General features: G+C 51.0%; 23 protein-coding genes and 2 tRNA genes. 19 read left to right on the top strand and 6 right to left on the bottom strand.

Annotation, left to right across the window (positions count from 1 at the left end; genetic code table 11):
* The first annotated feature begins 5 nt into the window (after nt 1–5).
* The 7 genes from AB1483_08125 to AB1483_08155 all read left to right on the top strand — a co-directional run bounded on the left by AB1483_08125 (nt 6) and on the right by AB1483_08155 (nt 8,780).
* Nucleotides 6–1,322: a TolC family protein gene (locus AB1483_08125; GenBank protein MEW6412424.1), complete on the top strand. Its 1,317-nt coding sequence runs from the start codon at nt 6–8 to the stop codon at nt 1,320–1,322.
* A 44-nt stretch (nt 1,323–1,366) separates the two neighbouring features.
* Nucleotides 1,367–2,683, top strand: coding sequence for an efflux RND transporter periplasmic adaptor subunit (locus tag AB1483_08130; GenBank protein ID MEW6412425.1), 1,317 nt, complete (start codon nt 1,367–1,369; stop codon nt 2,681–2,683).
* Between the two features lie 2 nt (nt 2,684–2,685).
* Nucleotides 2,686–3,393: an ABC transporter ATP-binding protein gene (locus tag AB1483_08135; protein MEW6412426.1), complete on the top strand. Its 708-nt coding sequence runs from the start codon at nt 2,686–2,688 to the stop codon at nt 3,391–3,393.
* Between the two features lie 3 nt (nt 3,394–3,396).
* Nucleotides 3,397–4,617, top strand: a complete 1,221-nt coding sequence (locus AB1483_08140; GenBank protein MEW6412427.1) for an ABC transporter permease — start codon at nt 3,397–3,399, stop codon at nt 4,615–4,617.
* A gap of 9 nt (nt 4,618–4,626) precedes the next feature.
* A complete protein-coding gene (locus AB1483_08145) occupies nt 4,627–5,877 on the top strand; it encodes an ABC transporter permease (protein MEW6412428.1) in 1,251 nt (416 codons plus the stop codon).
* Between the two features lie 116 nt (nt 5,878–5,993).
* Nucleotides 5,994–7,331 carry a GWxTD domain-containing protein gene (locus AB1483_08150; GenBank protein ID MEW6412429.1) on the top strand — a complete coding sequence of 446 codons (1,338 nt, stop codon included), beginning with the start codon at nt 5,994–5,996 and terminating at the stop codon, nt 7,329–7,331.
* Nucleotides 7,332–8,780, top strand: coding sequence for a GWxTD domain-containing protein (locus tag AB1483_08155; GenBank protein MEW6412430.1), 1,449 nt, complete (start codon nt 7,332–7,334; stop codon nt 8,778–8,780).
* Between the two features lie 71 nt (nt 8,781–8,851).
* Here the strand turns inward: AB1483_08155 and AB1483_08160 are convergent, their stop codons facing one another.
* The 5 genes from AB1483_08160 to AB1483_08180 all read right to left on the bottom strand — a co-directional run bounded on the left by AB1483_08160 (nt 8,852) and on the right by AB1483_08180 (nt 14,621).
* The gene (locus AB1483_08160; protein MEW6412431.1) at nt 8,852–9,610 is read right to left on the bottom strand and encodes a DUF1573 domain-containing protein; all 759 of its coding nucleotides are present in this window, start codon (nt 9,608–9,610) and stop codon (nt 8,852–8,854) included.
* A 43-nt stretch (nt 9,611–9,653) separates the two neighbouring features.
* Entirely contained in the window at nt 9,654–10,352 is a 699-nt protein-coding gene (locus AB1483_08165; protein MEW6412432.1) for a DUF1573 domain-containing protein, read from the bottom strand.
* Nucleotides 10,353–10,487: 135 nt separating this feature from the next.
* Nucleotides 10,488–11,669: a PQQ-dependent sugar dehydrogenase gene (locus AB1483_08170; GenBank protein MEW6412433.1), complete on the bottom strand. Its 1,182-nt coding sequence runs from the start codon at nt 11,667–11,669 to the stop codon at nt 10,488–10,490.
* A gap of 160 nt (nt 11,670–11,829) precedes the next feature.
* A complete protein-coding gene (locus AB1483_08175; protein MEW6412434.1) occupies nt 11,830–13,191 on the bottom strand; it encodes an FAD-binding oxidoreductase in 1,362 nt (453 codons plus the stop codon).
* Nucleotides 13,192–13,202: 11 nt separating this feature from the next.
* Nucleotides 13,203–14,621, bottom strand: a complete 1,419-nt coding sequence (locus AB1483_08180) for a C1 family peptidase (GenBank protein MEW6412435.1) — start codon at nt 14,619–14,621, stop codon at nt 13,203–13,205.
* A gap of 203 nt (nt 14,622–14,824) precedes the next feature.
* On the opposite strand from AB1483_08180, the gene hisS reads away from it, so the two are divergent.
* The 12 genes from hisS to AB1483_08240 all read left to right on the top strand — a co-directional run bounded on the left by hisS (nt 14,825) and on the right by AB1483_08240 (nt 26,574).
* Nucleotides 14,825–16,258, top strand: coding sequence for a histidine--tRNA ligase (hisS, locus tag AB1483_08185; GenBank protein MEW6412436.1), 1,434 nt, complete (start codon nt 14,825–14,827; stop codon nt 16,256–16,258).
* Between the two features lie 61 nt (nt 16,259–16,319).
* The gene (locus tag AB1483_08190; GenBank protein MEW6412437.1) at nt 16,320–17,291 is read left to right on the top strand and encodes an ROK family protein; all 972 of its coding nucleotides are present in this window, start codon (nt 16,320–16,322) and stop codon (nt 17,289–17,291) included.
* Between the two features lie 15 nt (nt 17,292–17,306).
* Complete coding sequence (locus AB1483_08195; protein MEW6412438.1) at nt 17,307–17,675, top strand: hypothetical protein; 369 nt, start codon at nt 17,307–17,309, stop codon at nt 17,673–17,675.
* 68 nt (nt 17,676–17,743) lie between these two features.
* A tRNA-Phe gene (locus AB1483_08200) sits at nt 17,744–17,816 on the top strand.
* 104 nt (nt 17,817–17,920) lie between these two features.
* Nucleotides 17,921–18,481: a dTDP-4-dehydrorhamnose 3,5-epimerase gene (gene rfbC, locus AB1483_08205; protein ID MEW6412439.1), complete on the top strand. Its 561-nt coding sequence runs from the start codon at nt 17,921–17,923 to the stop codon at nt 18,479–18,481.
* The gene (locus AB1483_08210; protein MEW6412440.1) at nt 18,481–19,515 is read left to right on the top strand and encodes an SDR family oxidoreductase; all 1,035 of its coding nucleotides are present in this window, start codon (nt 18,481–18,483) and stop codon (nt 19,513–19,515) included. Before rfbC ends, AB1483_08210 begins: the two co-directional genes overlap by 1 nt.
* 8 nt (nt 19,516–19,523) lie before the next feature.
* On the top strand, nt 19,524–20,396 hold the full coding sequence (gene rfbD, locus AB1483_08215) for a dTDP-4-dehydrorhamnose reductase (protein MEW6412441.1): 873 nt from the start codon (nt 19,524–19,526) through the stop codon (nt 20,394–20,396).
* A 5-nt stretch (nt 20,397–20,401) separates the two neighbouring features.
* Nucleotides 20,402–21,286, top strand: coding sequence for a sugar phosphate nucleotidyltransferase (locus tag AB1483_08220; GenBank protein ID MEW6412442.1), 885 nt, complete (start codon nt 20,402–20,404; stop codon nt 21,284–21,286).
* Nucleotides 21,287–21,394: 108 nt separating this feature from the next.
* A tRNA-Tyr gene (locus AB1483_08225) sits at nt 21,395–21,476 on the top strand.
* A gap of 124 nt (nt 21,477–21,600) precedes the next feature.
* Complete coding sequence (locus AB1483_08230) at nt 21,601–23,193, top strand: transglutaminase-like domain-containing protein (GenBank protein ID MEW6412443.1); 1,593 nt, start codon at nt 21,601–21,603, stop codon at nt 23,191–23,193.
* Between the two features lie 27 nt (nt 23,194–23,220).
* Nucleotides 23,221–24,594: an MATE family efflux transporter gene (locus AB1483_08235; GenBank protein ID MEW6412444.1), complete on the top strand. Its 1,374-nt coding sequence runs from the start codon at nt 23,221–23,223 to the stop codon at nt 24,592–24,594.
* Between the two features lie 195 nt (nt 24,595–24,789).
* The gene (locus tag AB1483_08240; GenBank protein MEW6412445.1) at nt 24,790–26,574 is read left to right on the top strand and encodes a PAS domain S-box protein; all 1,785 of its coding nucleotides are present in this window, start codon (nt 24,790–24,792) and stop codon (nt 26,572–26,574) included.
* Between the two features lie 270 nt (nt 26,575–26,844).
* On the opposite strand, the gene AB1483_08245 is transcribed toward AB1483_08240, so the two are convergent.
* Nucleotides 26,845–26,957, bottom strand: a 113-nt coding sequence (locus tag AB1483_08245) for an IS110 family transposase (GenBank protein ID MEW6412446.1), incomplete at its 5' end; no start/stop codon positions are given.

Raw genomic sequence — 26,957 nt, forward strand, 5'->3', positions numbered from 1 at the left:
GTTAGATGAAATTTGATTTGGGCAAAACACTGCTTTTGGCAGTGCTCATTACACTGGCTGGGGTGAACATTCAGGCTCAGGGGAACAAACTCACTCTGGATGATTGTATCGAAATGGCGCTTCAGAACCGCTACTCGATTATCGCCGCTCGCGGTTCCGAGGACCTGGCGAAAGCGGGTCAGAGATCGGCATTGGGAGCGTTTCTTCCAAGGGTGAGCGCGAGTTACTCGTACTATGAATCGAAGACGCGGGATCTGAAAACCCAGCTTGAGGGTTTTCCGGAGGAAACGCAGCCTGATCAGGATGGAAGCGGAGAGACGATCAGCGCTTCGGCGAGCATGACTCTTTTCGATCTGGCGAATTTCTTTGATTACGCCAGCGCTCGCGCGAACAGGGCCGCCGCCCGTCTGGATGTGATCAATTCCGAACACGACCTCATTTATTCGGTTAAACTGGCTTACTACGCCTATCTTGCCAATGTTGAGAATGTGAAGGTTCAGGAGCAGGCGGTTGCCAGGAGCGAAGAACAGCTCAAGTTAATCACCTCGCGCTACGAACTCGGCTCGGCGTCGAAGTCGGATGTTCTCAAGCAGAAAGTTCAGTATGGCAATGACAGATTGGCCCTGCTTCGGGCCAACAACGCCGTGGTGACCTCCAAGGCCACCTTGGCATATACGATAGGTTTGGAACCGAACGGTGATGTGGAGTTTTCATCCGATTACGATATCCGCGAATTTACCGGTACGATGGATGAGGCGCTGCAGTACGGTCTGGCTCACGAGCCCGGCCTGCTCGCATCCGGAAAGAGTCTGGCGGCTGCGAAGAACTCCGTGCGCTCGGGCTATTCGAGTTACCTACCTGTACTGACCGGCTCGGCTTCTTACTCCATATCTGATGGGAGTTCGGGCGATACGCTTCTGTACAATTCGTCTTCGAAGACCACCCGCTACGGTTTGACTGCTTCGTGGAATATTTTTGATGGTTTCATCAGGGAAAGTTATGTAACATCGGCGAAGGTCAGCCGTAACAACGCCCGGGCGGCGCTGGCCGACACCAGGAACCTGGTGGTGCAGGAAATCAAGACGGCTTATTTTGACGCGGAACAGCAGAAGCTGGCCAAGGAAGTCGCTTCTGAGAATGTTGACGCGGCCAATGAAGATCTGAAGATTACCCAGGAGAAATATAACCTGGGGGCGGCCACTATTCTGGATTTACTCGATGCTCAGGTTTCGCTGAAGCAGGCGCAGGTGTCCATGATTCAGGCGGATTTTGACCTTAACCTGGCAATAGCACAGCTCGAGAATGCGATGGGGAAAATGTAAGCGGAGACGCCCCGGCTTCGTAAAAATTGAGAAGGTAAAATGTAATGTCAAAAAAGAAGTTGCTGATAATAATAATTGTGGTTGCGGTGGTGGCCGTTCTGATCATAGCCAACTTCGTCGTTAGCACTGACAAGACCACAGGCGTCCAGGGCGAGGAGGCAAAGAAACGAGAACTCGTCGAAATCGTCTCAGCATCGGGCAGGATCCAACCGCAGACCAAGGTGAATATCACTTCCGAGATTAACGGCGAGATAATCGCTTTGCTCGTGAAGGAAGGGGATGCGATCAGCGCGGGTGATTTGCTGATCGTTCTGGATACGGTGCAGCTGCGTTCCGATGTAGACCAGGCCAGGTATGCCGTCACGGAGTTGAATGCCCGGTTGGAGGGGGCCAAGGTGACGCTGGATCAGGCGGAGGAAGAATTTCACCGTCAGGAAAAGTTGTACGAGGATAAGTTGACCTCCGAAACGCAATATACAGCGGCCAAGTACGCATATCTTAATGCCAAGTCTTCGCATGAAGCTACCAAGGCGTCGGCGAAACAGGTTCAGTCAAGATATGAGTGGCAACTTGACAATCTGAGCAAGGCGAAGATTGTCGCTCCGATGTCGGGTATAGTGACTTACCTGGACTGCGAGGTCGGAGAAATTGCTCCGGCCCAGACCGCATACACGCAGGGCAAGACCTTGATGACGATATCGAACCTCAATGTCTTTGAGGTTGAAGTTGAAGTGGATGAGACTGAAATAAATAAGGTGGACCTGAATCAGGTGGCCGATATCGAGGTGGACGCTTTTCCGGATACGGTGTTTGACGGCGAGGTGGTTGAGATTGGCAACACCGCGGTTGTTTCGGGGCTGGGGACGCAGGACCAGTCGACGAATTTCAACGTGAAGGTCATATTTAAAGATCCAAACGTAAGGATCCGTCCGGGAATGTCGGCTACGGTTGATATCGTTACCGATCGTCGCGATGATGCTCTGACTGTTCCGTACAGCGCGATTGTCATGCGTGCTTACGATGCCGATTCGCTTGAGAAAGCGCGGGCGATGGCGCCGGCTGAAGACGAAGAGGGCGGCGGTTCCGGTTTGCGGGCCGCGGAAGGCAATGACAGTACATCGGATACGCTTGGGCAGGATGAAGGGGAGCGGGAAGAATTCAAGGGTGTTTTCGTGGTGCGCGGCGGTAAGGCACAGTTTGTGCCGGTCGAAACCGGCATCGCCGACCAGAAATATATAGAAATAACTTCAAACCTGACCGAGGGTGACACGGTCATCGCCGGTCCATATCGCGTACTCAGAGATGTCAAAGATGGTGATCTGGTTGAGGTGACGAGTAGGCGAGGGACGGAGACTGATTAGCCATGCCATTAATTGAAACCAGAGATCTTTGGAAGACCTATGAGATGGGCAGTGAGAAAGTTCACGCCCTCAGGGGAGTTTCTATAACCATCGAAAAAGGCGAGTACGTGGCGATCATGGGGCCCTCGGGTTCAGGCAAATCGACGCTTATGAACCTGATCGGTTGTCTGGATACTCCCACCAAAGGGGAGTATTTTCTCAACTCAAGGCGTGTCAGCCAGATGAACGACGACGAGCTGGCGGCCATCCGCAACCGGGAAATAGGGTTCGTGTTCCAGACGTTTAATCTGCTTCCGAGAGCTACTGCGCTTCACAATGTTGAGCTGCCGCTGATTTACAATGGAACATCGGCCCAGGCCAGGCGAGACAAAGCCAATCTGGCCCTCAGCCGGGTTGATCTCGGAGACCGTGTTACGCACAAGCCCAGCGAGCTTTCCGGTGGTCAGCGCCAGAGAGTGGCGATCGCCCGCGCTCTCGTAAACGACCCATCGCTGCTTCTGGCAGACGAACCGACCGGTAATCTTGACAGTAAGACATCGGTTGAAATCATGAAATTGATCGATGAGCTTCACCGTCAGGGCAACACGATTATAATCGTGACGCATGAAAAGGATATCGCTCTCCATGCGCACCGTGTTTTGTCCATTCTTGATGGTGAGATTGCCTCGGATGAGCGTGTGTCGGAAAGTCAGCGAAACGGCGTACACTGAGTTATGATCGTAGGTTCGATTTTCACAATCGCCTTTGACGCCCTCCGGGCTAATCGCCTGAGGAGTTCCCTGACGCTTTTGGGCGTTATTATCGGGGTCACCTCGGTAATGACGATAATTTCGGCTTTGGAGGGGATGTCGAGTTCCATAGAGGCACAATTTCAGAGACTTGGTCCGGCGACGTTTATCGTTCAGCGTATAGCCGTTGTTACGTCCGAAGAGGAATTTCTGGAGAAGATCAAGCGCAAGCCTATCGATTACGAGGCGCTGGAGTTGATAGAGAAGGGGTGCGATCTGTGCGACAAGGTTTCGCCGCGGGCCTTCAATGAGGCACGGGTGAAGTATGGCGATCAGGCACTCCGCAATATCTTTGTCCTTGGCGCAACCGCGAATTACATCGATATCGTCGATCTTGAAGTTCAGCAGGGCCGATTTCACTCATTTGAGGATGATCTCTATCGCCGTCCCGTAGTTTTCATAGGAGACATGATCAAAGAAGAGCTCTTTTACGGCTTAGACCCGATCGGAAAGCAGCTCAAGATCGATGGCAACAAATATACGGTCATCGGTGTGGCAAAGAAAATGGGAACCCTGTTCGGGGAGAGTCAGGACAATTTCGTTGTTATACCGCTGTCGGTTTACAGCAAACAGTTCGGTTTCCCCCGTCGCGGACTCAGCCTTACGATTAAGGCAAGGTCAGTGGAGTTTCTTGACGATGCCATGGACCAGGTGCGTGCAATTCTGAGGGCACAGCGACACGTGCCTTTCAATGAACCGGATGATTTCGATATGGTCACAGCTGACAGCATTCTCGACCTGTTGAACAGTCTGACCAGGATATTGCGCCTTGGACTGGTAGGGATATCGTCAATCTCGGTTGTGGTGGGGGGCATAGTCGTTATGAATATCATGATGGTGTCTGTAACCGAGCGCACCCGTGAAATCGGCATTCGCAAATCGATTGGCGCTCGAAGGCTCCATATACTGACTCAATTTTTGTTTGAGGCGCTTATTCTTACGTTGACAGGCGGAATAGTAGGCATCGTCGCCGGTTTTGTAATAGCGAAATCCCTTGTGGCGGCCTTGGATATGCAGATTAGCCCGTCGGCGCTGGCTATCATCGCGGGCCTTACGATTTCTACCGGTACCGGGTTGATATTTGGCATTTATCCGGCGATGAAGGCCTCGAGGTTGGACCCCATTAAAGCGCTTAGTTATGAGTGAGTTCAGACCATGATGATGACGTGGGTTGAAGTTAAGGATGGCATACTGCTGGCGCTTTCGGCGATACGGGCCAATAAGCTGCGCGCGAGCCTCACCATTTTAGGCGTCACGGTCGGAGTGGCGTCGGTAATCGGCATGGCCTCGATTGTCGATGGTCTCGATGGAGCGATGGACGAAGAAATTGATGAACTCGGCTCAAATGTCATCTGGATCACCAGATTTCCTCCCAACACCAATCGCGACGAACTCACTGACGAGGAGCGCAACAGGCCGCCGATTACGGTGGGCGAGGCTCGGGCCATTCAGAAAAGCTGTGTTTTCGTGGATGGCGTTTCACCGCAGAACTATTACTTTCAGCCGGGCGGGAACGAGGTCAAGTATGGCAACCGTAAATTCAGTCAACCGCGGTTTTTCGGCACCTGGCCGGATTATACGACCGTGAATAATAAGAGTGTCGGGCAAGGGCGATTCTTGAACGGTACCGACGAACAGTTTCGGCTGATGAACTGCGTTTTGGGGTATGATGTCGCGCGAATTCTATTTGAAGGGGAAAACGCGGTTGGCCGAGAGATCAGGGTAAACGGCAACAAATTCGAGGTGGTGGGGGTACTGGAGGAGGTATCTTCGAACTTCGGAAACGACGATGTCAACCGGTCGGTCATCATTCCGCTGTCCACCTTCGAGAAACTCCATCCCTTTGAAGAAGCGCTTTTTTTGGCCGCCAAAGCGGTATCGTACGAGGCGATTCAGGATGCTATGGATGAGATCACCGGTGTGTTGCGTAATTATCGCAAGGTGCCTTTCGGCAAAGGGGACAACTTCGCTCTTGCGACGCAGGATCAATTCAAGGATATCATCGGCAACATTACCAAGTATCTCTATATCGCGATGCTCGTAATAACTTCGGTGGGCCTGATGGTGGGTGGAATCGGGGTGATGAACATTATGCTGGTCTCGGTAACCGAGCGGACAAGAGAGATTGGTATTCGCAAGGCTATTGGAGCCAAAAGGTCCAATATAATCCTTCAATTTTTGACTGAGGCGATGACGCTTTCGGGAACCGGCGGCACAATCGGAGTAATTCTGGGAGTCACTATCGGGCTGGTGGTTAACGGGCTTTTGAGTTTCCCGCTTTCGGTGTCGTATCTCTGGATATTTGTCGGTTTCATCGTTTCGGTTTCTGTCGGTTTGATTTCGGGTGTATATCCGGCCGTCAAAGCGGCTTTTCTTGATCCCATAGAAGCTCTCAGGTACGAATAATCCTGTAAACTTTAGAACATATTTGCGGCCGTAGCCGTCCCTTTTTATATTGCACCGTGCACGGGCGCGAATTTACCTTGGAACAGTCATGATTTCGAGGATGTTTAACAAATAGTATGAGATTAGTGCGAATCATATTGCTTGTCGCTCTGGCTTCTCTGGCGGGCCGCGACCTTTCTCAAGCGCAGCAGGCCTGGGGGCTTAACGAGCAGCAGAGGAAGCAATCGCTGTTTCCGGTCGATTACGCGGTTTTCAACTCTTCCGAGCAGGGATTGGTTCGGCTGGAGGTTTTTTATCAGATTTATAACGCGGTCCTGAATTTCTACCGCCTTGACACGCTCTATGCGGCAGATTATGAGCTTTCCATAAACGTTTACGGCGACGAAGATCGGCTGATGGATTCTTATACGCAGGATAAACGTGTATTTGTTGAATCCGAAATCAGGGCAAAGTCAATCTATGATTACCGTACCAATCAGGTGAATTTCGAGCTGGAGCCGGGCAAGTATGAGGTTAAACTGGTGCTCAGTGATCCCAACAGCGCGGAATCCGTTACCCAGGATTTCAAGGTCAAGTTGGAATATCATCATGAAAAATATCCCCGCCTTTCGGATATTCAGCTGGTGCAGTCGGTAGCATCGGCAGGCGAACAAGAGACGAAATTCGACAAGGGCGGATACACTCTGGTGCCTTCGGTGTCTCACCGATATGGGACGAGCGACGCGTTGACGCTCTATTATTATTTTGAGATTTACCAGGGCAGAGAAGACAGTGATTCGGTTCTGGTCGAGACTTCATTGCGTCATGCCACCAAAGGGATGTTGTACCGTGATTCGCTCACGGTTCCCTTCGAGGACGGGGTAGCGCGCCAGTTCAGGGAAATTTCGATGGATAAGCTTCGTCCGGGAGAGTTCAAGCTCGACATAAATCTGCAGGGCCCGAGAGACAAGAGATTTGACAACAAAACGAAGTATTTCGATCTGGTATGGTCCGAGCGCTCGATGCTTCTTTACGATTATGAGTCGATAATAAACCAGTTATCCATTATATCACTTCCGGGTGATCTGGAAGAGCTCAAGCAGCAGGAAACTTACGAAGACCGTCTGGCGGCTTTCAACATGTTCTGGGCACGTCGCGACCCGACCCCGGGCACGAATGAGAACGAAACGAAGACGGAATTCTATCGGCGGGTACAGGTGGCAAATGAGAATTTCGGGTATCTGAGAAAGTCAGGCTGGAGGACCGACCGGGGGAGAGTGTATATAGTCTATGGTGAGCCGGACCAGATCGATGACTACCCTTTCCAGCCGAATTCCTACCCGTATCAGGAGTGGTATTATTATCGTGAGGCCAAGTACCGTAAATTTGTGTTTGTGGACGAAACCGGGGATGGTGATTATAGATTAATATATCCGTATGATGGATTAGGAATAGGACCAGAGGATCGTTATTAGATGAGAGCAACTTTGAAAGTGGTCATTCGGTTGATGACCATTGCCCTGATATTCGGTTTTGCCGGCAGCAGCAGTCCTGTCGCGGCTGCCCAGACGCCGAATGAGCTGGCGGTGTATGCCGGCGCGATTGTAAGCGGAAATCCCGCCTATGACTCGCAAGTGCTTGTAGAGTTTCCCTTTTCACTGAATCGCAATGATTTGTCTTTTTTGCCGCTGGATTCTTCTGACGGGAATCTCTACGCGCGCGTTTTCGCCCAGGTGGATTTGATCGATACGGCTGGTTTCGCGATCGATTCCACCAGGACCTACTTTTCCGTTAAAGTGGGTTCCCCCGACGAGGCCGCTGTTGGCGATTACCGCGTCTTTAATAAACTGGCTATGATGGTCAGTCCGGGCAGGTATTCGGCCCGCCTGACCGTGATTGATGTCGTCAGTAAGAAAAAGGGCGAGTACTTTTTCGATCGGGTTAATGTTCGACCGCCGGTGACCGGTAGAATATCGATTGGCGGGTTGTGCGCCGCCTACAACATAGAATATGTCGGTGATATACCGGCCGGTTCTCACCCGGCCATGTATAAGAACGGATTCCGGCTGGTCGTGAATCCGGTTTCCATTTTTGCCGATACGGATACGCTGATGTATGTCTATGGTGAGATTTATGGGCTGTCGTATTCACCGGCTGATCCCGGCAACTATCGATTAGCCATGACTGTATTCGACAGCAGGGGAAATTTCTACCGGAGCATGGAGACCAAATTGGGCAAAAAACCCGGTACATCGGCTGTTATCCGACAAGGCCTGGATATAAGAAATTTCGCCACCGGCAGCTATCGGATTCAGATTGTAGCCAGTGACCCTGAAGTCGGCGGGTCGGACACCGCATATGCGGCTTTTCACATAGTTTCTCCAGAAGAAGTTATGTTGGCCGCGACGACGAAGCAGGAGATTTCATCGATAGACCAGAATTTCACCGTCGAGGATCATGTTAACATGGTCAGGTATCTGCTGCTTCCGGAAGAGTTACAGAGGCTGAATTCACTTTCCGACAGTGGGAAAATGAATTACCTGGCTCAGTATTGGCGGGAGCACGATATTGACCCGACCACACCCGTCGTTGAGAATCGCCTTGAGATGATTTCGAGGTACGAATTTGCCAACCGGAATTTTTCGACGTCTTTGAAATCGCAGGACGGATGGTCCACGGATCGCGGAAGAATATATATGACCTATGGTCCTTGGGACGAGAGAGATGACAATGAGGCGCCCAGGGTCGGCAACTCCTACGAGGTGTGGTACTATCGTTCTATCAAGCAGGGTCTGATGTTCATATTTGAGGACTACAGCGGCAACGATGACTATCGGCTGGTTCACTCCAACGTATTCGGTGAGGTTTATAACCAGGAGTGGCAGGACAGGGTCGACCAGGGTTATATAGACATACCCGATTGATGAGTCGCGATGCCAAGATCAAAAAAGGCCGCCCGTACAGGCGGCCTTTTTCGATGGATGGTTTTTACGAATCACGGCTTGTCCGAGCTGTCGTCAGCGTCTTCGGATACCGTCTGATCTTGACCGATAGCCGGACGCAGATTGCGTTTGACCGGCATGGTGAACCGCGTCTTCTCAGGATCGTTGAGCTGGAAGGTGAATGATTTTTCGAATTCTTTCCCCAGGGCGTCTTTTTTCAGTCTAAGTTTTGCCTCTTTGGTCTCACCCGCTGGCAGCGTTTCCGGCAGTTCCACTTCGAAATAGTCATCGGCGATGGAAATCATTGACGTGTTTAGTCTCATGTCCGAGACATTGGTAATCTTGAAGACGACCTCGTCGCGGACCTTTGAACCGAATTGGGTGAGATCGATTTTGTAGGGCTTCATTACGATAGGGAAGGTCGAATCCGGACGATCTGATACATTGCTTATAATCTCGACGCGTTTGCCCTGAGGACCCTCGTTGGTAACGATTTTGGGCCGTTTGGTAATGACGCGTGTGTAACGCCCGGTATTGAAGATAATTTCTAACCTGGTGCTGTCACCGACAGCGAGCTCCTGTTTCTCCAGAGGAGCCTTGGTGCATCCGCAGCCAGGCACCACTTTCTCAATTTTCAGTGTGTCGTCGCCTGTCGAATACAGCCAAAACACGTGACTCACTTTCGCATTCTGGGGAACATATCCAAAATTAAAAGAGGAGTCCGGTATGCTCATTTCCGGACCGGCAAACGCGACTCCGGCCAGAAGGGCGACAATTACGGTCATGGTGATAATCAGCAATAGTGATTTCATTTGGCTTAATCTATCCTTTATCTCCGGTTAACCACAAACGCGCTCAGTATATTTTTCTTTTTATCGGTATAGTTATACGAGTCTTACGGGTATCATTCAACAATAATGTGATTGATCTGTAAAATTCTTTATCGAGAAACTCCGGTCTGACCTTGATAGTACCGATTGCTGTCGAACGTGCCGCGACGGAATCGGGCAGTATGATGTCACACTCATCAACAAAGAAAGAAACCGGTGTCAGGGTATAGGACGTATCGCTGTGGTTGATTATCCTGAAACTGAGACTGTCGACCGCGCGCTCCCTGAATTTCGAAAGATCCAGTGCGAACGGTTTGACGGACACGGGACGGATGGCATCGGGTTCCCTGGTGACCGTACCGGTCAGGTAAACCCTGAAGGTCTCCGGGCCTACGTTGGTGTAGATATAGGGATAATTTCCGGTCGGTCCCACACGTTTTTTTACATCCCAGCAGATAGAGACCAGCATGGAATCGCCGGGGGCAATCCAGTTCTTCTCGAGCGGCTCAACCTGACACCCACACGGGGTTTTGATTTCGTTAATTATGAGAGTATCAGTGCCTGTGGATGTAAACCAGAAGCAATGGCTCACCACAGACTGCTGCGGTATGCTGCCCATTTCAAATCTCTCACCCGGTATTTGCAGATTCGGCTGCGCGAAAGCGCCGCAGTTAATCACCAGGAGCAATACGGCTGAAGCTGATAAAAGTCTTACCATAGTCATAGGTTTATATTCTTCTCCCTCGACTTAGTTCCGGAATTGACCCAATATATTAAATCTCATTGACTTAGTCAATACCGATGAACGAAGGATTTTCCCCGGCAAATGTACGGTTGATAAGCAGTTTATGGCAGGCGCTCAGCCCGCAGAGCGAACAAGTCGGTAGATCGTGCCCATCAAATCGACCATGTAAATCTCCCCGGCTGAGCTCTCGCCGAATGAAGCCAGGGCCATTGATCCGATGCCGAGCTGGTCAGTGAGTTCATATACCGTGACGCTGTCGCCGGTCTTTACCAATGACCAGACCTGTCCGGAGCAGAAGTCCCCAAAGAGGTAATGACCGTAAAGCCGAGGGATTTCGCTACCGCGATATACATAGCCACCGGTAACAGAACACGGGGAAGACGGCATTGAGTGCGAATACTCGAAGATGGGGTCGAGTAGAATACCGTTGGGATCGCAATTCTCCGACGGATTGAAGCATCGCGAGCCTTCTTTAAGCCTCCAGCCATAATTTTCGCGTCCGGAGCTGGAAGCTGGCGTAAAGTTGATTTCTTCTATCTGGTTCTGGCCAACATCGGCAATCCATAGATCCCGCGTTTCACGGTCGAAGCTGTAGCGCCATGGATTGCGAAGTCCAAAAGCCCAGATCTCCTGCAGAGTGTCGGGGTTGCCCGCGTAAGGGTTATCGGGCGGTATGCCGTAGGGACTGCCACTATCAATATCGATCCTAAGCATTTTACCAAGCAGTGTCAGGGGATTTTGCGCGCGGTTTTCGGGGTCTCCGCCTGAGCCGCCGTCGCCGAGGCCAATATAGAGGTAACCGTCAGTCGGCCCGAAGAGCAGCATGCCGGCATTGTGATTGGAGTATGGCTGGGGAACCGTCAGGATAATCGACTCACTGGAAGCCACAGCCGAATCGGGGTAGCTCGAAACCCTGAATTTTGAGACTGTTGTACTGCCGTTGGTGTTGGTGTAGTTTACGAAGAATAGGCCGTTACTCGCGTAGTCGGGATGAAATGCCAGTCCCAATAGCCCACGCTCACTCGCTGCTGAGTTGACGCGATCACTGATGTCCAAAAAAGCGTCGGGAAGAACCTGCCCGCCCCGAAGAATCTTTATCTTACCGGCTTTTTCGACTATAAACATGCGCGATGTGTCGCCCGGAGCAGCGCAAATATATAAAGGCTGGGAAAGTCCGCGAGCCACTGCCGTGGCCGCGAGTGAACCGGTGGGGAATTCGTTAACGGGGGGAGGAGTAGTCGTACCGGGACTGTCGGATGAACTGCAACTGCTGACAAGTAGCACCGCAATTGACACCAGGGGGAGAATATTCCCGCGAAATTTAGGCGCATTAAGATTCAGGTGTGAAGACATACACCATTAACAATCGAAGCCGGTCAAAGTTTCCTTTCGGCCCGCTTTAATTATATGAAGCGGCCATTTAATTGCGACGCGTAATACTCGTTACGCCAGTGACTTACATATCAAAGATTTTACCCGGATTGAGTATTAGATCGGGGTCGAACTGACGCTTTATCATTCTCATCAATTCGACCGCTTTGCCGTGTTCCATGGCGAATAGATTCTTGTGTCCCAGACCGATTCCGTGTTCGCCGGATATGGTACCTTCGAGTTCGATAGTCTTTTTGATGATAAGGTCATTCATGGCGATGGCATTGTTCCATTCACTGCTGTCTTCCTTGCGGGCAAGTATCAGGGCGTGAAGCAGTCCGAGTCCTACATGGCCGAAAGTGTGAACCATCATTCCATATTGCTTGCCCAGCTGGTGGCAGTATTCTACCATCTCAGGCAATTTTGAGATGGGGAAAGCGACATCATTGCGCAGGATACTGTAGCCGGGGCGACGGTATTTTATCGCGTCGGTTACAAAGTGGCGTATTTCCCACGGTCGCTGGCCATCGGCCAGCTTAAGCGGTTGTCCACCCAATTCGGTGCAGATATCCTCTGCCAGTTCATTGTTGGACTGCAAAACCGCGTCGGGGCCGTGAAATTCCAGGAAAAGCGCCGGGACTTCTTCCAGTCCATATTCCTTGAGCTTGTTCAGGGCCTCCATTACTTTTCGGTCGAGAAATTCGATGGCGGCGATATCGAGGCCGTACTTGCGCATCTCCGACACCGCGCGAGCGGCATTGACTTCGGTTTCGAATTTGAACGCATTCTGAAGACGACCTTCAGGAAGGCCGGCAAGTTTGATTGTAGCGGCTGCAATGACAGCCAGGGTACCTTCCGAGCCGGCCACGAGATCGACCAGATTATAGCCGCTCGAACGTTTGACAGCCCGATTGCCGATTTTCATAATCTCGCCGGTGCCGGTGATTATCTCAAGCTCCAATACATATTCTCTGGTGCCGCCATACTTGACCGAGTAAATACCGCTGGCGTTGGTCGCTATCATGCCGCCGACTGTGGCGATATCCCCCGAGCCGCCCGGCGAAGGGGGGAAGAATAAGCCTTCTCGCTTCAGGTGCTCGTTGAGATGGTCATAGATAATACCCGGCTGGACTTTGACCTGAAGGTCATCGGGCCAGAATTCGAGGATTTCGGTCATGTGACTGAGGTCGAGTACTATGCCATTGGCCGAGGGTATGGTTGAGCCTTCCAGAGCGCTGCCGGCCCCGCGTGTTGTCACCGGCACTCTGAAATCAGCGCACAACTTGACCACCTGGCTGATTTCTTCGGCGTTCAAAGCCCATACGATTGCCATAGGCGTGACGCCATCGATAGTTGATTCGTCGCGTGACGCCACTGCGAGATGGTCCGAGTGGATCGAGAACCGATCGGCAGGAAACAGGCCCTTCAGGTCATCAATGAAACTCATAAACCGGCGACCTACTCCAGATTGCGCATGGCCCTGAAGAACGGTTCCCAGTCGGCTACTTTGACCGGCTCTTTCTTGAACTTCTCAGCGTCTTCGGGACTCAGCATATTTTCATTGATGACAATTACCAGAACATACTCCGAGAACCAGTCGTCATACATGTACCAGAAACCGTCATCGCCGGCCTTTTTACCCCAGCTGTTTTCTATTAGCCATTTGTTGATGGTGCCGGTCGAAGTGGTATCGAAGCCGCAGATTACCATAGCATGGTTGGGGGAGATCTCTTTGAACGAGATCTTGTCAGCTTTGGATAGTGCGAAATCCATGCCGACGGCGGTGCCATAGTCGAGGATACCTTCGGCCATAATAGCCGAGTCGCCATAGTTCTGCTTGCCGACATCGCAGGCAAACCACACTGCCTGGCTGTCAAGCAGAGCCTTGTGGGTATATTCCTTGAGCCTTTCGACAGGCAGGTTCAGGACTTTAAAATCGGAATTTTCATAAATGTTTCGGCTGGCTTCGAGAAGATAAGGCTGGTCGTAGTCGAGAGTGGGGTTGTTTACCAGCGCGACATAGTTCGGCAAACCGTCCGGAAAGTACTCCGCAAGAAATGATTTCGGAGTATAGTTTTTCTCGGAGATCGTCTTTACAGAATCCTTTTTGGCCTCCCAGCGAAAAGTAAACTCTTTAGGCGGCCTTCCATAGTTGTAGACGAGGAGTTTGTATATGTCGGCCAGCATCTTCTCTTTTGCCTGCCGGAGTTCATTGACACTCTTGCCGTCCTTGTGCATTTGCCTGAGTTGGGAAGCATCGGCTCGCAGAAGCGACTGGGCCAGCGAATTGAAGGTTCCGGTGGAGATGGACTGCTTGGTTTCGGGCATTGCCGACAACGGGACGATGCCATACTTTTCTACCAGGTCAGTAAAGTAATGCCACCAGCCGCCGTCGCCTATCATATTGTCGATTTCCATTTGAAGGGAGCGATCGTCGATCGGGCGGTCGCGCATTTCGATGACCCGTTCCAAAAAGAAGTTTGACTTCTCGAGCTTATCGTAAAACGTGATGTATGGTTCGGAAAGCTCGAACGAGGAGAGGTCGAGTTTCTTCATGATTACGGGAGAAAGCACGTTCACCCCGGCGAACATCCAGCAGCGTCCTGAACCTTTCTGATCGACAACTCCCGCGTCCTTCAGCTGGAATGCAACGAGCTTGTCATGACTTGTGAGAAGGTCACGGTTAAGGGCCAGCTCCTTTATGGAATTGTTGGTAATAGCGTTTATAGTCCTTTGCTGATTGCCCTCAGCATTGAACTGCTTTTCATATTGTTCCAGAAGCGCACTGTCGATACCACCGTCGCCGGCAAGTACGCAGGTGCTCAAAGCCAGTGTCACTATTATGGCCGCGCTAAAGACTTTTAAAGATGTTCGCATTGAAAACCCTTTCATAATGTTGTCCTAAGATACTTCATCAGCGGCAAAAATCAACAACAGCACTCACTTTGACTGCCGATAAGGCGTTTACGAAAATTTAAGGCTTGGAGCCGACAAAAAACTTTTCTTTTGAATAGAAAATGCTCTAAATTAAACACTTTAAGGACATCCGCTAACGACTGAAAGTAAGACCGGTCGAGATAATGGGAAAAGAAAAGAAACAAAGAGTAAAGCCGCAGCTTCTCAAGGGCTTCAGGGACTACCCGCCAAAGGAGCAGATAGCTCGCGAAGAGATGATTGGCAAGGTACGCGAGGTCTTCGAACTGATGGGTTTTTTGCCGCTTCAGACGGCCTCGCTTGAGTTTGCCGAGGCTCTGCTGGGACCACACTATTCGCAGGATTCATTAAACGAATTGTTCGGCTTTACCGGGCCGGATGATGTAGAAATGGCGCTTCGCTACGAGTTCACGCTCTCGCTGGCGCGCTATGTAGCTGCCAATCCGGAGCTTCCCCTGCCATTCAGAAGATACCAGTACGGCAATGTCTGGCGGGTGGATAAGCCGGGACCGGGCAGGTTCAGGGAATTCATGCAGTTCGACATTGATATAGTCGGGACCAGGAATCTCCTGGCCGATGCCGAAATAATCGCCGCCATGGTGACTACCTTTGAACATCTGGGTATAAAGAATTTCAAGGTTCGATACTCCAATCGAAAAGTCCTCAACGGTCTGATCGAGTCTGTCGGCATAGACCCTGTCAGGGGGCAGGATGTCATGAGGGTTATCGACAAGCTCGACAAGCAGGGCAGGGAGGCCGTTGTTTTGGAACTCGGGCCGGGAAGAGTGGACCAGTCAGGTGACAGAATACCGGGGTTGGGGTTAAGTAGCGACAATATCAGGCAGCTTGAAGGTTTTCTCGATATCGCTCAGACGAAAGGTACCGCCGGGCTGAGTGAGGCCGAGAAACTGTTGGGCAAAATTCCCAGCGCCCGCGAGGGGATCGAAGAGTTAAGGCAGATTCAGGCTTTTCTCGAGCATATGGGTGTGGACGCCGTTAAGGCGGAACTTGACCTGACCATCGTCCGGGGGTTGGGGTATTATACCGGTCCCGTTTTTGAAACGAGCCTTCTGGATCTACCGGAGTTTGGCTCGATGTTTTCGGGGGGCAGGTATGACAATCTGGTAGATCGCTTCTCCGGCAAGTCAGTTCCGGCGGTCGGCTCTTCAATTGGCATTGACCGTCTCCTGGCAGCGCTTATTGAGCTAAAGGCCATAGAATTGAAAGACGCCACTTCCAAAGTTCTTGTTACGGTGATGGACAACGAGCGCATCAGCGATTATCTGGACATCCTGCGTTTGCTCAGAAACGAGGGTATTCCATCCGAAATTTTCTCCGGTGACACCAGAAATCTCACCAAGCAGATTAGGTACGGGGATAAGGTGGGGATTCCGTTCGCCGTGATAGTGGGTTCTGATGAATTCGAGGCCGGGATGGTGACGGTGAAGAATCTTGAGGCTGGACGGGAGAAGGCACTGGAGACGACGAACAGAGAGGAATGGCTCAAGGCCGAACTGATACAGGAAACCATAGCCTGCGGCGAGCTGGTGCCTTACCTCAAGAGACATCTGGGAATGTGATCAAAGCCGGGGTGCGCATGTGAGTAGAATCAGCCGCGGGGATGTATAACGAATAATAGATATGTCAGATAAGCACGTATATGCCGGAATCGATATCGGCGGGACCAACATCAAGTACGGCCTGTTCGATGAAGAGGGGAAAGTGATCTTCAAAGAGCAGCGCCCCACGATGGCGGAGAAGGGTCCGATGCCTCTTATGCATCTGGTGACCAATATTGGCGAGAAACTGCTGTATTACGCGGCTGACGAAAACTACCACGTTGATTGGATTGGCGTGGGTTCGGCAGGCGCTATCGACCACAAGAAAGGCAAGGTTATTGGACCGAGTCCGAATATCGTGGGCTGGCAGGGGATGGAAATCGGCCCAATTATGCAAGAGCGCCTTAACCTGCCGGTTTTCGTGGACAATGATGTTAACTGTATGGCGCTGGCCGAATCTCGATTCGGGGCTGCCATTGGCGCGTCGTCAGTGGTCTGCGCTGCCGTTGGTACAGGAGTGGGAGGCGGGCTGATAATTGACAATAAACTCGTGCGTGGCGCGAGTTCATCGGCTGGCGAGCTTGGTCACATGACTATCGATTTGAACGGCCCGAAGTGTGCTTGCGGCAACAACGGATGTGTCGAGGCTTTCTGTTCGTCGCAGGCAATAATAGATAGGGCTATACGCAAGTTGAATAATGGGTTAACGCCAATTTGTGATGAAATACTTGAAGGCTCTCTGGACAACCTGAATATAAAGAAACTGTTTGCGGCTGCACGCAAGGGGGACGATATCGCCAATCAGGTAGTTGACGAGACAGCCAGGTATCTCGGGGTGGCTCTGGCCGGTATCGTGAATCTTATTAATCCGGAAGTCGTAGTGATCGGTGGCGGTATTACCGATGGCGGGGCGGGGTTCGTATCGGCCGCGGCCGATGAGATTAGAAAACGAGCCTTTTCATCGGCTGTCGAGAAGCTGGTCGTCGTTAAGGCCGCTCTTGGCAACGATGCCGGCTTTATCGGAGCCGGTTTGCTTGGAATAGAAAAAGATTAACTCTGGGAAACCAAAATGTCTGAAAAAAAAATGACAGGACCAATCACTCACCGGATTGCGGTCTGGTATGGCTTCATATTTGCGGCCATTTTCCTCTTGTATGGCGGGGTCAAAATTATTCTTGGGTTTCTTGACCGCAACTATGCTGACATGGTAACGCCCATTCTTTTTTTGGTGCTGGGACTGATACTGATCGCTGTCGCTTTCGCCTATAAGGAACAAAAAGCGTGGGGATGGTATGGCTTGATTGTTGTAAATTGTCTGGTTGTCATCACTGCGGCTGCAGGGATAAGACATTACGAGAACATCATCCTTTTGATAATATCGGGCGTCGTGTTGTACTCGCTTTTTGCTCCCGCGACAAAACAGTATTTGGGCCGGTAGCGATAAATTTGGGTTGACAAAGGTCGATAACCTCGTAAATTGGCATCTCAGTCAATTTAGATGATTCTGGCGCCCTAGCTCAGTTGGTAGAGCAACGGACTGAAAATCCGTGTGTCCGCAGTTCAATTCTGCGGGGCGCCACTTTTTTTTGCCCTTTTGTGCCCTCCGCTGGGGAAATCAGTTGTCAATTCAGCCTAAAATTCGAATATTCCCTGCATAACCGATACGGCAGGTGATCAGATCGGGTGAATTGTATACATACCAAATTCGACGGCGTCTTCATTATAGAGCCTCAAGTCTTTAAAGACAATCGCGGCTACTTTATGGAATGTTATGTCAGGGAAAAGTTCCACAGCCTTGGAATCGCAGCCGACTTTGTGCAGGACAATCATTCACTTAGCCTGGAAAAAGGGACGGTCAGGGGGATGCATTATCAGCTTCATCCCAAGGCCCAGAGCAAGCTGGTCCGGGTTGTGCGAGGCGAGATTTTGAATGTTATCGTGGATATACGGCGGGGCAGCCCGACTTTCGGCCAGTGGTTGAATGTCAATCTCTCTGCGGACGACAAGCGCCAGTTGTTTATTCCCAGAGGGTTCGCCAATGGATACTGTACCCTGCAGCCGCAGACCGAGGTTTGCTACAAAGTGGATGAATACTACGCACCGGCCTTTGAGCGTGCCTTCAGGTGGAACGACCCTCAGCTTGCCATTGACTGGCCCGTAACTGAACCAGTACTGTCCGAGAGGGATTCGAAGGCCCCTTTGTTTGCGGACGCGGAAATTAATTTCGAGTACGAGGCAATGTGATGGACACGGTTTTGGTCACAGGCGCAGGCGGATATATCGGGTCGATTCTGGTCGGGAAGCTTCTTGGCGCCGGTTACCGGGTTAAGGCTGTGGATAGATACTTCTTCGGCGATGACAAACTCCAGCAGCATAAAAACCTCGAGATTATCAAAGAAGACTCGCGCAAGCTCAATGGAAAGCACTTCGAAAACGTTCATCATGTTATTGATCTTGTGGCCTTGTCCAATGACCCCAGCGCCGAACTGTTCCATGAGCACACCTGGGGTATCAACTATTTGAGCAGGGTATCCAGCGCGAGACTGGCCCGCGAGTCCGGCGCAAGGCGATATATACTTCCATCGAGCGCCAGCATTTATGGTTATCAGGATGAGATTGTCGACGAAACTTCGCCGACGAATCCACTCACTGTTTATGCCCACGCAAACGAAAAGACCGAGCAGGAGGTTCTTGCTCTCGCCGGTAGTGACTTTGTGGTAACGGTTATGAGACAGGCGACCGTGTTCGGGTACAGTCCGAGGATGCGGTTCGACCTGGCAATCAATGGGATGACCTATGGGTGCTGGGCGACCGGGAAGTTGCCGCTTATGCGCGATGGCAGCCAGTATCGCCCGATGGTGCATATTCAGGATACGACCGACGTGATGCTTTTGCTTCTCACATGCGACACCGGTTTTACTAATGGTGAGATATTCAATGTGGGTGGGGACGACGGCAATTTTAGAATCGAGGATCTTGCCCGCCGCGTTGCGGAAGCTTCCAGGCAGATAACCGGGCGCGAGGTTGAGATCGAGTGGTATGGTGATCCGGACAAGCGCAGCTACCGGCTGAGCTTCAAGAAAATACAGGAACGTCTTGGCTGGACGCCGCGCGCCACCGTTGAACAGGGAGTGGGGGAGATTATCGACGCTCTTGAGAAGAAGTTGATAGATAGAACACCCGATACGATAACACTCGATTGGTACAAGAGTCTCGTACACTGGCACAAGATAATCCGTGAGGTCGAGAAGTACAGTGGTATTCTCGATATCGAATAGGTCGTTCGATGAAAGATGTGTTGTTAGTGGGGGCGAATGGTCAACTTGGTCTGGCCATTCAACAGGTCTTGGGGCGAAATGGGCTGGGCGTCACACCGCTGACGCGCCGCGAGTTCGATGCTGACCACGATGATGCGGCTGTGGCTCTCGCCGAATACCGAGAGCACCGCTACCTGATAAACTGTATCGCCTACCACAAAGTGGATCTGTGCGAGGATAATTTCGACCGGAGCTTCAAAATAAATGGTCAGCTTGTGATGAAATTGGCGCATTTTTGTTCCAACCACAATATCACCTTGATGCACATCAGCACCGATTATGTCTTCGATGGGCGCAAGCCTGAGGCGTATGTCGAAACAGACCGGCCGTCGCCGATCAACGTCTACGGGGCGTCGAAGCTGGCCGGGGAGATTCTGACGGCCGCTTACGCCGGTAAGTATTTCGTTTTCCGTGTCTCATCTCTTTTTGGCTACAAGAAAACGACAGATCCGAACGTAAATTTCGTAGAAAAGATGATTCACGCCGCGCGCGAGAAACGACCGCTAAAGGTGATCGACAATCAAATAATGTCGCCGACATATACCGTGGATGCCGCTGCCGCCATCGGCTCGGTTATAAAACAGGGGGTGACTGATTACGGTATTTACCACGCCTGCAACAGTGGTGAGTGCAGCTGGTATGAGTTTGCCAGAACAATTTTCGAGCTAACCGGTCTGGATAACGACCTTGCGCCGGTATCATATGACCAGTTTCACACTCATGCCCCAAGGCCGCAGTTTTGTTCGATGAATAACGCGAAGCTGGCGGGGTTTCATAAGATGAGACAGTGGCGGGAAGCGCTGGCGGACTATCTTCGGGTCAGCGGCTATGTGAAGGGGTAGGCAATTTGTCATCAGTTGTCAAAAAAGGTATTGTTTTGGCCGGTGGGTTGGGCAGCCGGCTGTATCCGGCAAGTCTGGCGGTTTCAAAGCAGCTTCTGGCAGTCTATGACAAGCCGATGATCTATTATCCGCTTTCGGTGTTGATGGATATTGGAGTAACGGATATAATGATTATTGTCAATGCCGGTGACGCTGACAAGTTTAATGCGCTGTTCGGCAACGGGGAGAGGCTCGGTATTAACATCAGGTACGCGGTCGAAGACCACCCGAAGGGGATAGCCAACGCGTTCATAATAGCCAGCGATTTTATCGACGACGACACAGTTGCTTTGATACTCGGCGACAATATTTACTGTGATACAGGTATAATCATCAGAGCGGTTGATAAATTCGAATCCGGAGCTTTGGTTTTTGGCGTGACGGTTTACAATCCGGATGAGTATGGCGTGGCTGAGGTCAGCGAGGACGGGCGAGTTCTGTCGATTGAAGAAAAACCGACAAGCCCCAAATCAAATATTGCGGTCACCGGATTATACGTTTACGACTCCGACGTTGTGGCGATTGCTGAGGGTCTCAAACCGTCGGCGAGGGGAGAGCTTGAGATTACTGATGTCAATATGGAGTATGTCAGGCGCGGGAATATTATACTCGCTAATCTTGGCGATGAGGTGCCGTGGTTCGATGCCGGCACGGCGCAGAGTATGATGAGGGCGGGTCACGCTGTCGCGGACCGTGAAAAGCAGACCGGCCGAAAGATAGGCTGTCCTGAAGAAATCGCGCTCGAGTGCGGATATATCAGCCTTGACCAGATGAGACAGCAGCTCGAGTCAATGCCGGAATCCGATTATAAGGCATATTTAACTCGTATAGTGGCTGTTCAGGCCGGATAATAAGGGCTGTTATCTCGAATTGGCATAAAAATATCCGTTGATTTTTCGATACTGATTGTATATTATTGCCAGACCTGCCGAGGCAGGTTCACAAATATCTCGAAAGCTGGTGGGGTTCCCGAGCGGCCAAAGGGAACAGACTGTAAATCTGTCGGCGAAGCCTTCGGAGGTTCGAATCCTCCCCCCACCACTTTTTTGTGTCTTCTGACCACACTTCCAATACGCCGTCGAACAAAAGCCTTGTCGAAATTGCCGCATTTGCATAGCTTGCCTTTTATGTTTTAGACGCAACCTTTCTCGAAGGAGTGCCGGCCATGTTTCATAAAATTCTGGCTTTAATATTTCTGTGCTTGCTTGTACTTACGCTTTCAGCGGCCCCGGCTCTTACCGGAACCGGCGAATTCCCACCGTCGGTGATGAAAGCCCTTGAGGCTTCGGGCAACAATCGGCCCGAGCTGGAAAAAGCGTTTACTCACTATCAACAACGGTCGGACAGCAGCGAGATAGACCGACTGAAATACATGGCGGTTCAGTACCTGATAGAGAACATGGAGGGGCACTGTTATGTCACGTACAAGCTCGTCGATACCGCTGGGGAAGAGGTTGACTTCAACGTGCTGGACTACCCTGATTATGATTCGCTCGAGCGGGCAGTGGGGGCTATTGAGGATGCTCGCGGCGTACTTGACTACAAGAGAAAAGACAAGTTCGATGACCTTCAGACTATCACCGCCGATTTTCTTATGAATCAGATAGACTATGCTTTTCGGGCATGGACAGAGAAACCGTGGGCGCAGAATCTGACGTTTGAGCAATTTTGCGACTATGTCTTACCATACCGCGGGAGTAACGAGCCGCTGGAGCCGTGGCGGGAGTACTTCTGGAGTCGGTACGAGGGTATCGTCGATAGTATGTCGGATCCAACTGACATCGTTGAGGCCGCCAGAATAATAAATGATGATGTCCGTTCGTGGTTCGGTTTTGATCCTCGCTATTACTATCATCCCACCGATCAGGGACTGTCCGAAATGCTGGGCAGCGAGCTCGGTCGGTGTGAGGACATGACCAATGTAACCATATATGCTTTCCGGGCCAATGGCCTGGCGGTCACCAGCGACTACACTCCGTACTGGGCCAACTCCGGCAATAATCACGCCTGGAACGCGATTCTTCTTGCCGACGGCAGAGTTGTGCCTTTTATGGGGGCAGAGGCCAATCCCGGCGAGTATAAGCTTGCCAACAAACTGGCCAAGGTATATCGCAAGATGTATGCGTTGCAGCCGGACAACCTCATATTTCAGACGCGAAAACAGGAGGAAGTCCCGCGTTGGTTAGCCGGCAAGAATTATATCGATGTAACCCCGGATTATACCGAAGTCTTTGATGTCAGCCTGTCCTTTACGGAAGAACTGCCCGATTCGGTCGATATGGCCTATCTTTGTGTTTTCAACTCGGGCGAGTGGCAGGCCATTCACTGGGGGAGGATTTTCGACGGCACCGCGGTGTTTACGGACGTGGGCTCCGATATAGTTTATCTTCCCGCACTGTATTTGAATGAAGAGATTGAACCGTTTGGCCCGCCGTTCGTGCTCGAAAAGAACACCGGCAAGGTCATAACACTCGAGGCGTCCGGGTTAAATTCAATGGTGAAACTAACCGGCACGACTCAGCGTAAACAGGAAATCTCGACCGATGGAGTCGCGAAATCATCGCTGGCGGACGGTAAAGAATATGAATTTTTTGTGTGGCAAGACGGCTGGCAGTCACTGGGTACAGCTACTGCGGGTGATGAACCTCTCGGCTTCGAAAATGTACCGCAGGGAGGACTGTATTGGCTGGTTGCCGATGACTCCGATCGGGAAGAACGCATTTTCACGATTGATGATAGTATTCAAGTCTGGTGGTAGAGTAAGAAACTAACGGATATGAGTCAGATGTTTGAACCTGTTGAAAAAGAACGCAAGGACTACACCGAAGGTTCAATTACAAGTTCCATTGTAAAAATGGGACTGCCGTCGATGTTCGGTTTCCTCAGCCAGAACATTTATTCCCTCGTTGACACTTTCTGGGTATCGCGACTTCCGGAGAAAGAATCCGGCGTGGCGGCTGTGACATTCTTTGCCACCATATTGTGGCTTTTCTTTTCGTTCAACCAGCTCGTCGGCCCGGGCTCGGTAGCCATCATTTCGCGACGTTATGGAGAAAAGGACTATGATAACGCCGAGAAGGCAATTAAAGAGACTCTATTTCTCAAGCTTTTCTTCGGGATTCTGTTCGGCATAGTCGGCTATTTCTTTGTCGACAGGATGCTCTTGTTGATGGGGGCGGAAGGGCTTGCCCTCACCGAGGGTATAGCGTATGGACAGGTGATGTTTATCGGTATGCCCATTATGTTTGCTACCTATTCGATTTACACCGCCATGCGAGGGGTGGCCAATCCGCAAATGGCCATGTACCTGATGATTGCCTCTAACCTGATGAACCTGATTCTCGACCCGATTATTATGTTCGGCTATTTCGGATTGCCGGCCCTAGGGATTCGTGGCGCCGCCATAGCATCGGTAGCAAGCTTTACCCTCACCCTGGCCGTCGGGCTACTGTTTTTCTATGGTGACTTCACAAATGTGAGGCTCCACTTACGGGGGAAGGTGGCTATGTCGGCGCAATCGATGTGGAAGATGGTCAAGATAGGCGTTCCGGCCTGGTTTGGTGATATGTCGTTCTCGGGGGCACGGTTGGTAATAACTCCGCTGATAGCGGCATTCGGCACCAAAGTGGTTGCGGCCTATGGCGTCGGTAATCAGGTGACACACTTCGGTATCATGATCCTGGTCGGTATCGGGTTGGGGTTGTCTTCTTTGATCGGGCACAACCTGGGCGGAAAGAAATTCGAGCGAGCCAAGAAAACGGCGGATCAGTCGATACTTCTGGGCACAGCCATAATGCTGGTCTTCGGCATACTGAATTTCGTTTTTGCGGAGTCGGTGATGAGACTCTTTTTCGAGTCGGATGATACGGTGCGATATGGAGTAATCATGCTCAGAATCTTCGCCATAAGTTTTCCCTTTATCGGGGTCTTTATCATGGTGTCCGAGATTCATGTCGGCGTTGGATTGAATACGCCTGCCATGGTTGTCAGCATCGTCCATTCGTGGTTGTTAGAGGTTTTACCAATCATAATGCTCACACAGTTCATGAGTTTCGACCAGAACGCCATCTGGTGGACCATATCGGCTGCCGGGATAGTATCTTCCATTATTTTCTATGCCTACTATCGCAGAGGGCGCTGGCTGACGGTCGAGGTTTAGGCGATTCGTTCCGGCGAAACTTCTTGACATTTCCTTGATTATACTTTACTTATAGAAAAGGACCATTTAAGGTATTGTATACCTATGAGGTCTTCTGCGTTCGCTATACGACAGGCGGCCGCAGTTGTTTTGGGTAAGCTCGGGAATGGGGCTAGCAAAAAGGGCGACAGTAAAACCATGTCCTCTGATGAGACAATGAATTCCAACGGGCTCGAGCTATCTGCCGGTAAAGCCAAGCATATCAGTTTCGCGCGCTCTTTATCCAGCGCTACGACGTCGCAGGATTCTGATATGTCTCTGGATACGCTTAAATCTCAGCACAAGCTGTTCTTTCTGGCGCTCGAGTCTCTACCGCACCCGTTTTGTCTGATCGACGCCAGCGACTTTTCTATCAAACTGGCCAACTCGGCGGCGGGCTTCGACGGTAAAGGTAAGTGTTACTCCACCATGCACTCGGTTGAAAAGCCTTGCGCCTCGATGGGCGAGCCCTGTCCCGTCGATCTGATAAAAAAAACTAAGGCGCCGGTTGTGGTGGAGCATATTCATCCGGATGAAAGCGGCATACCGCGCTGTGTTGAAGTACACGGGTATCCGGTATTCGATGAAGAGGGGGAGGTAGCACACATTATTGAATTTCTTCTGGATATTACGCAACGACGTTGCGTGGAGGACGCTCTGCGGGAATCAGAGGCGAAGTGGCGTTCGGTGGTCGAAAACGCTCCGGATACAATCCTTTCCGTCGATCGCAGTGGCAAGGTACTGTTTGCCAACAGGGATCTTCCATGTTCAAACGGCCATGTCAGCATAAACGACCTATCCCTTGATGACTTTATCCCGGCCGAACATCTTCAGCTGGTAAAGCAGAAGGTGCGGAGGGTTTTCGACACCGGGGAAGCGGATCGATTTGAGATATCGTCGCTGAAGGACGATGGTGGTCAGGTGTGGTGTTCGACGAGGCTCGGACCGATAATACGCGACGGAAGAGTGTGTGCCGTCATCCTTATGGCCAGAGATACTACCGAGCACAAGAGAGTTGAGGGGGAACTTGTCCGGGCGCAGTCTGAACTTGAGCGGAGGGTGGAGGAGCGCACCGCCGCTCTGGCCGAAGTAAATGAAAAGTTGAGGGTTGAAATCGCGGAAAGAAAGTCCGCTGAAACGGCGTTGCGCGATTCCGAAAAATTGCACCGGGTCATTCTCGAGCACATTTCTGACGCCCTGTTTATTACTGATGACACCGGCAGGATTACCTACGTGAGTCCGACGGCCGCAGACATTTTCGGGTACACCCCCGACGACTTACGCCGCGTGGACAATATCCGGCAGATACTTGGAAAAGACATCCCCGATATCAGGGAATTGACCAGGCGGGGAAAGTTTGACAATATCCGACTAACAGTTTCGGATACACGCGGCCACGAGCTGACCCTGCTGGTTAACATAAAGAAGACCTCCATAGGTGACGGTACGGTTCTGTATACCTGTCGCGATATTTCGCGTCTGATCAGGGCCGAAGAGGCGCTGCAAACTGTCAACGAGGAGCTGCGCCTGGAACGCGAATCACTTCGTCAGAAAAATACGGCCCTGAAGGAAATACTCGGACAGATCGAGCAGGAAAAAAAGCGTGTGGCTACACAGATTCATCTGAATATAAACAGGGTGGCTATCCCGATTCTCAAGACGCTGGAGCGAAAGGTTTCTCCGGATGGAGAGTATTTCATTACTCTACTAAAAAGTTCTCTGTCCGAGATTACCTCACCATTTATTAGCCGACTTGAGAAGAATTTCACCAACCTGACCCCCAGAGAACTGGAAATATGCCACATGATCAAGAATGGTTTTACCAGCAAGCAGATAGCAGCCACCCTGAACAATTCCGTGGAGACCGTACTCAAACAGCGCAAGACAATTCGAAAGAAACTTCAGATTACCAATCAGAAAGTCAACCTGGTTACTTACCTTAAGTCATTGGAACAAAGTTAATTATGTGGTACCGATGGCCTGTCAGGCAAGCGTGCTCTGATATAAGAACGCCGGATTTTGCTTGTTATTGGTGATTAGTCTATGGGGTACAAGTGATACCCAATATGGGTCTAATAATGCCCTCTTGATAAACAGGCTAAAAAGCAGATAATAGCATAAAGAGGAGAGGATTAGTCGTATAAGGGCGATTAAGAACTTACGAAATTCGTGAGGATGGAGAAACGGCACTCGCGGATACTGTACTCTCCCAGTTGAAGTAGATACCGTCTTTTATGTCAATGGTTGATATTGTGGATTGAACCTTTCTCTTTTTATGAGCATAGCTCTGATTATGTTCAGCATTTTCCTCATGCAGGCCGCCAGAGCGACTTTTTTGAGTTTTC

This window comes from Candidatus Zixiibacteriota bacterium (assembly GCA_040756055.1).
GTDB lineage: Bacteria > Zixibacteria > MSB-5A5 > GN15 > FEB-12.

Excerpts from the sequence above, each read along its gene's own strand:
- AB1483_08125 (MEW6412424.1), top strand. The coding sequence starts at position 6 with ATGAAATTTGATTTGGGCAAAACACTGCTTTTGGCAGTGCTCATTACA.
- AB1483_08130 (MEW6412425.1), top strand. The coding sequence starts at position 1,367 with ATGTCAAAAAAGAAGTTGCTGATAATAATAATTGTGGTTGCGGTGGTG.
- AB1483_08135 (MEW6412426.1), top strand. The coding sequence starts at position 2,686 with ATGCCATTAATTGAAACCAGAGATCTTTGGAAGACCTATGAGATGGGC.
- AB1483_08140 (MEW6412427.1), top strand. The coding sequence starts at position 3,397 with ATGATCGTAGGTTCGATTTTCACAATCGCCTTTGACGCCCTCCGGGCT.
- AB1483_08145 (MEW6412428.1), top strand. The coding sequence starts at position 4,627 with ATGATGATGACGTGGGTTGAAGTTAAGGATGGCATACTGCTGGCGCTT.
- AB1483_08150 (MEW6412429.1), top strand. The coding sequence starts at position 5,994 with ATGAGATTAGTGCGAATCATATTGCTTGTCGCTCTGGCTTCTCTGGCG.
- AB1483_08155 (MEW6412430.1), top strand. The coding sequence starts at position 7,332 with ATGAGAGCAACTTTGAAAGTGGTCATTCGGTTGATGACCATTGCCCTG.
- AB1483_08160 (MEW6412431.1), bottom strand. The coding sequence starts at position 9,610 with ATGAAATCACTATTGCTGATTATCACCATGACCGTAATTGTCGCCCTT.
- AB1483_08165 (MEW6412432.1), bottom strand. The coding sequence starts at position 10,352 with ATGACTATGGTAAGACTTTTATCAGCTTCAGCCGTATTGCTCCTGGTG.
- AB1483_08175 (MEW6412434.1), bottom strand. The coding sequence starts at position 13,191 with ATGAGTTTCATTGATGACCTGAAGGGCCTGTTTCCTGCCGATCGGTTC.
- AB1483_08180 (MEW6412435.1), bottom strand. The coding sequence starts at position 14,621 with ATGCGAACATCTTTAAAAGTCTTTAGCGCGGCCATAATAGTGACACTG.
- hisS (MEW6412436.1), top strand. The coding sequence starts at position 14,825 with ATGGGAAAAGAAAAGAAACAAAGAGTAAAGCCGCAGCTTCTCAAGGGC.
- AB1483_08190 (MEW6412437.1), top strand. The coding sequence starts at position 16,320 with ATGTCAGATAAGCACGTATATGCCGGAATCGATATCGGCGGGACCAAC.
- AB1483_08195 (MEW6412438.1), top strand. The coding sequence starts at position 17,307 with ATGTCTGAAAAAAAAATGACAGGACCAATCACTCACCGGATTGCGGTC.
- AB1483_08210 (MEW6412440.1), top strand. The coding sequence starts at position 18,481 with ATGGACACGGTTTTGGTCACAGGCGCAGGCGGATATATCGGGTCGATT.
- rfbD (MEW6412441.1), top strand. The coding sequence starts at position 19,524 with ATGAAAGATGTGTTGTTAGTGGGGGCGAATGGTCAACTTGGTCTGGCC.
- AB1483_08230 (MEW6412443.1), top strand. The coding sequence starts at position 21,601 with ATGTTTCATAAAATTCTGGCTTTAATATTTCTGTGCTTGCTTGTACTT.
- AB1483_08235 (MEW6412444.1), top strand. The coding sequence starts at position 23,221 with ATGTTTGAACCTGTTGAAAAAGAACGCAAGGACTACACCGAAGGTTCA.
- AB1483_08240 (MEW6412445.1), top strand. The coding sequence starts at position 24,790 with ATGAATTCCAACGGGCTCGAGCTATCTGCCGGTAAAGCCAAGCATATC.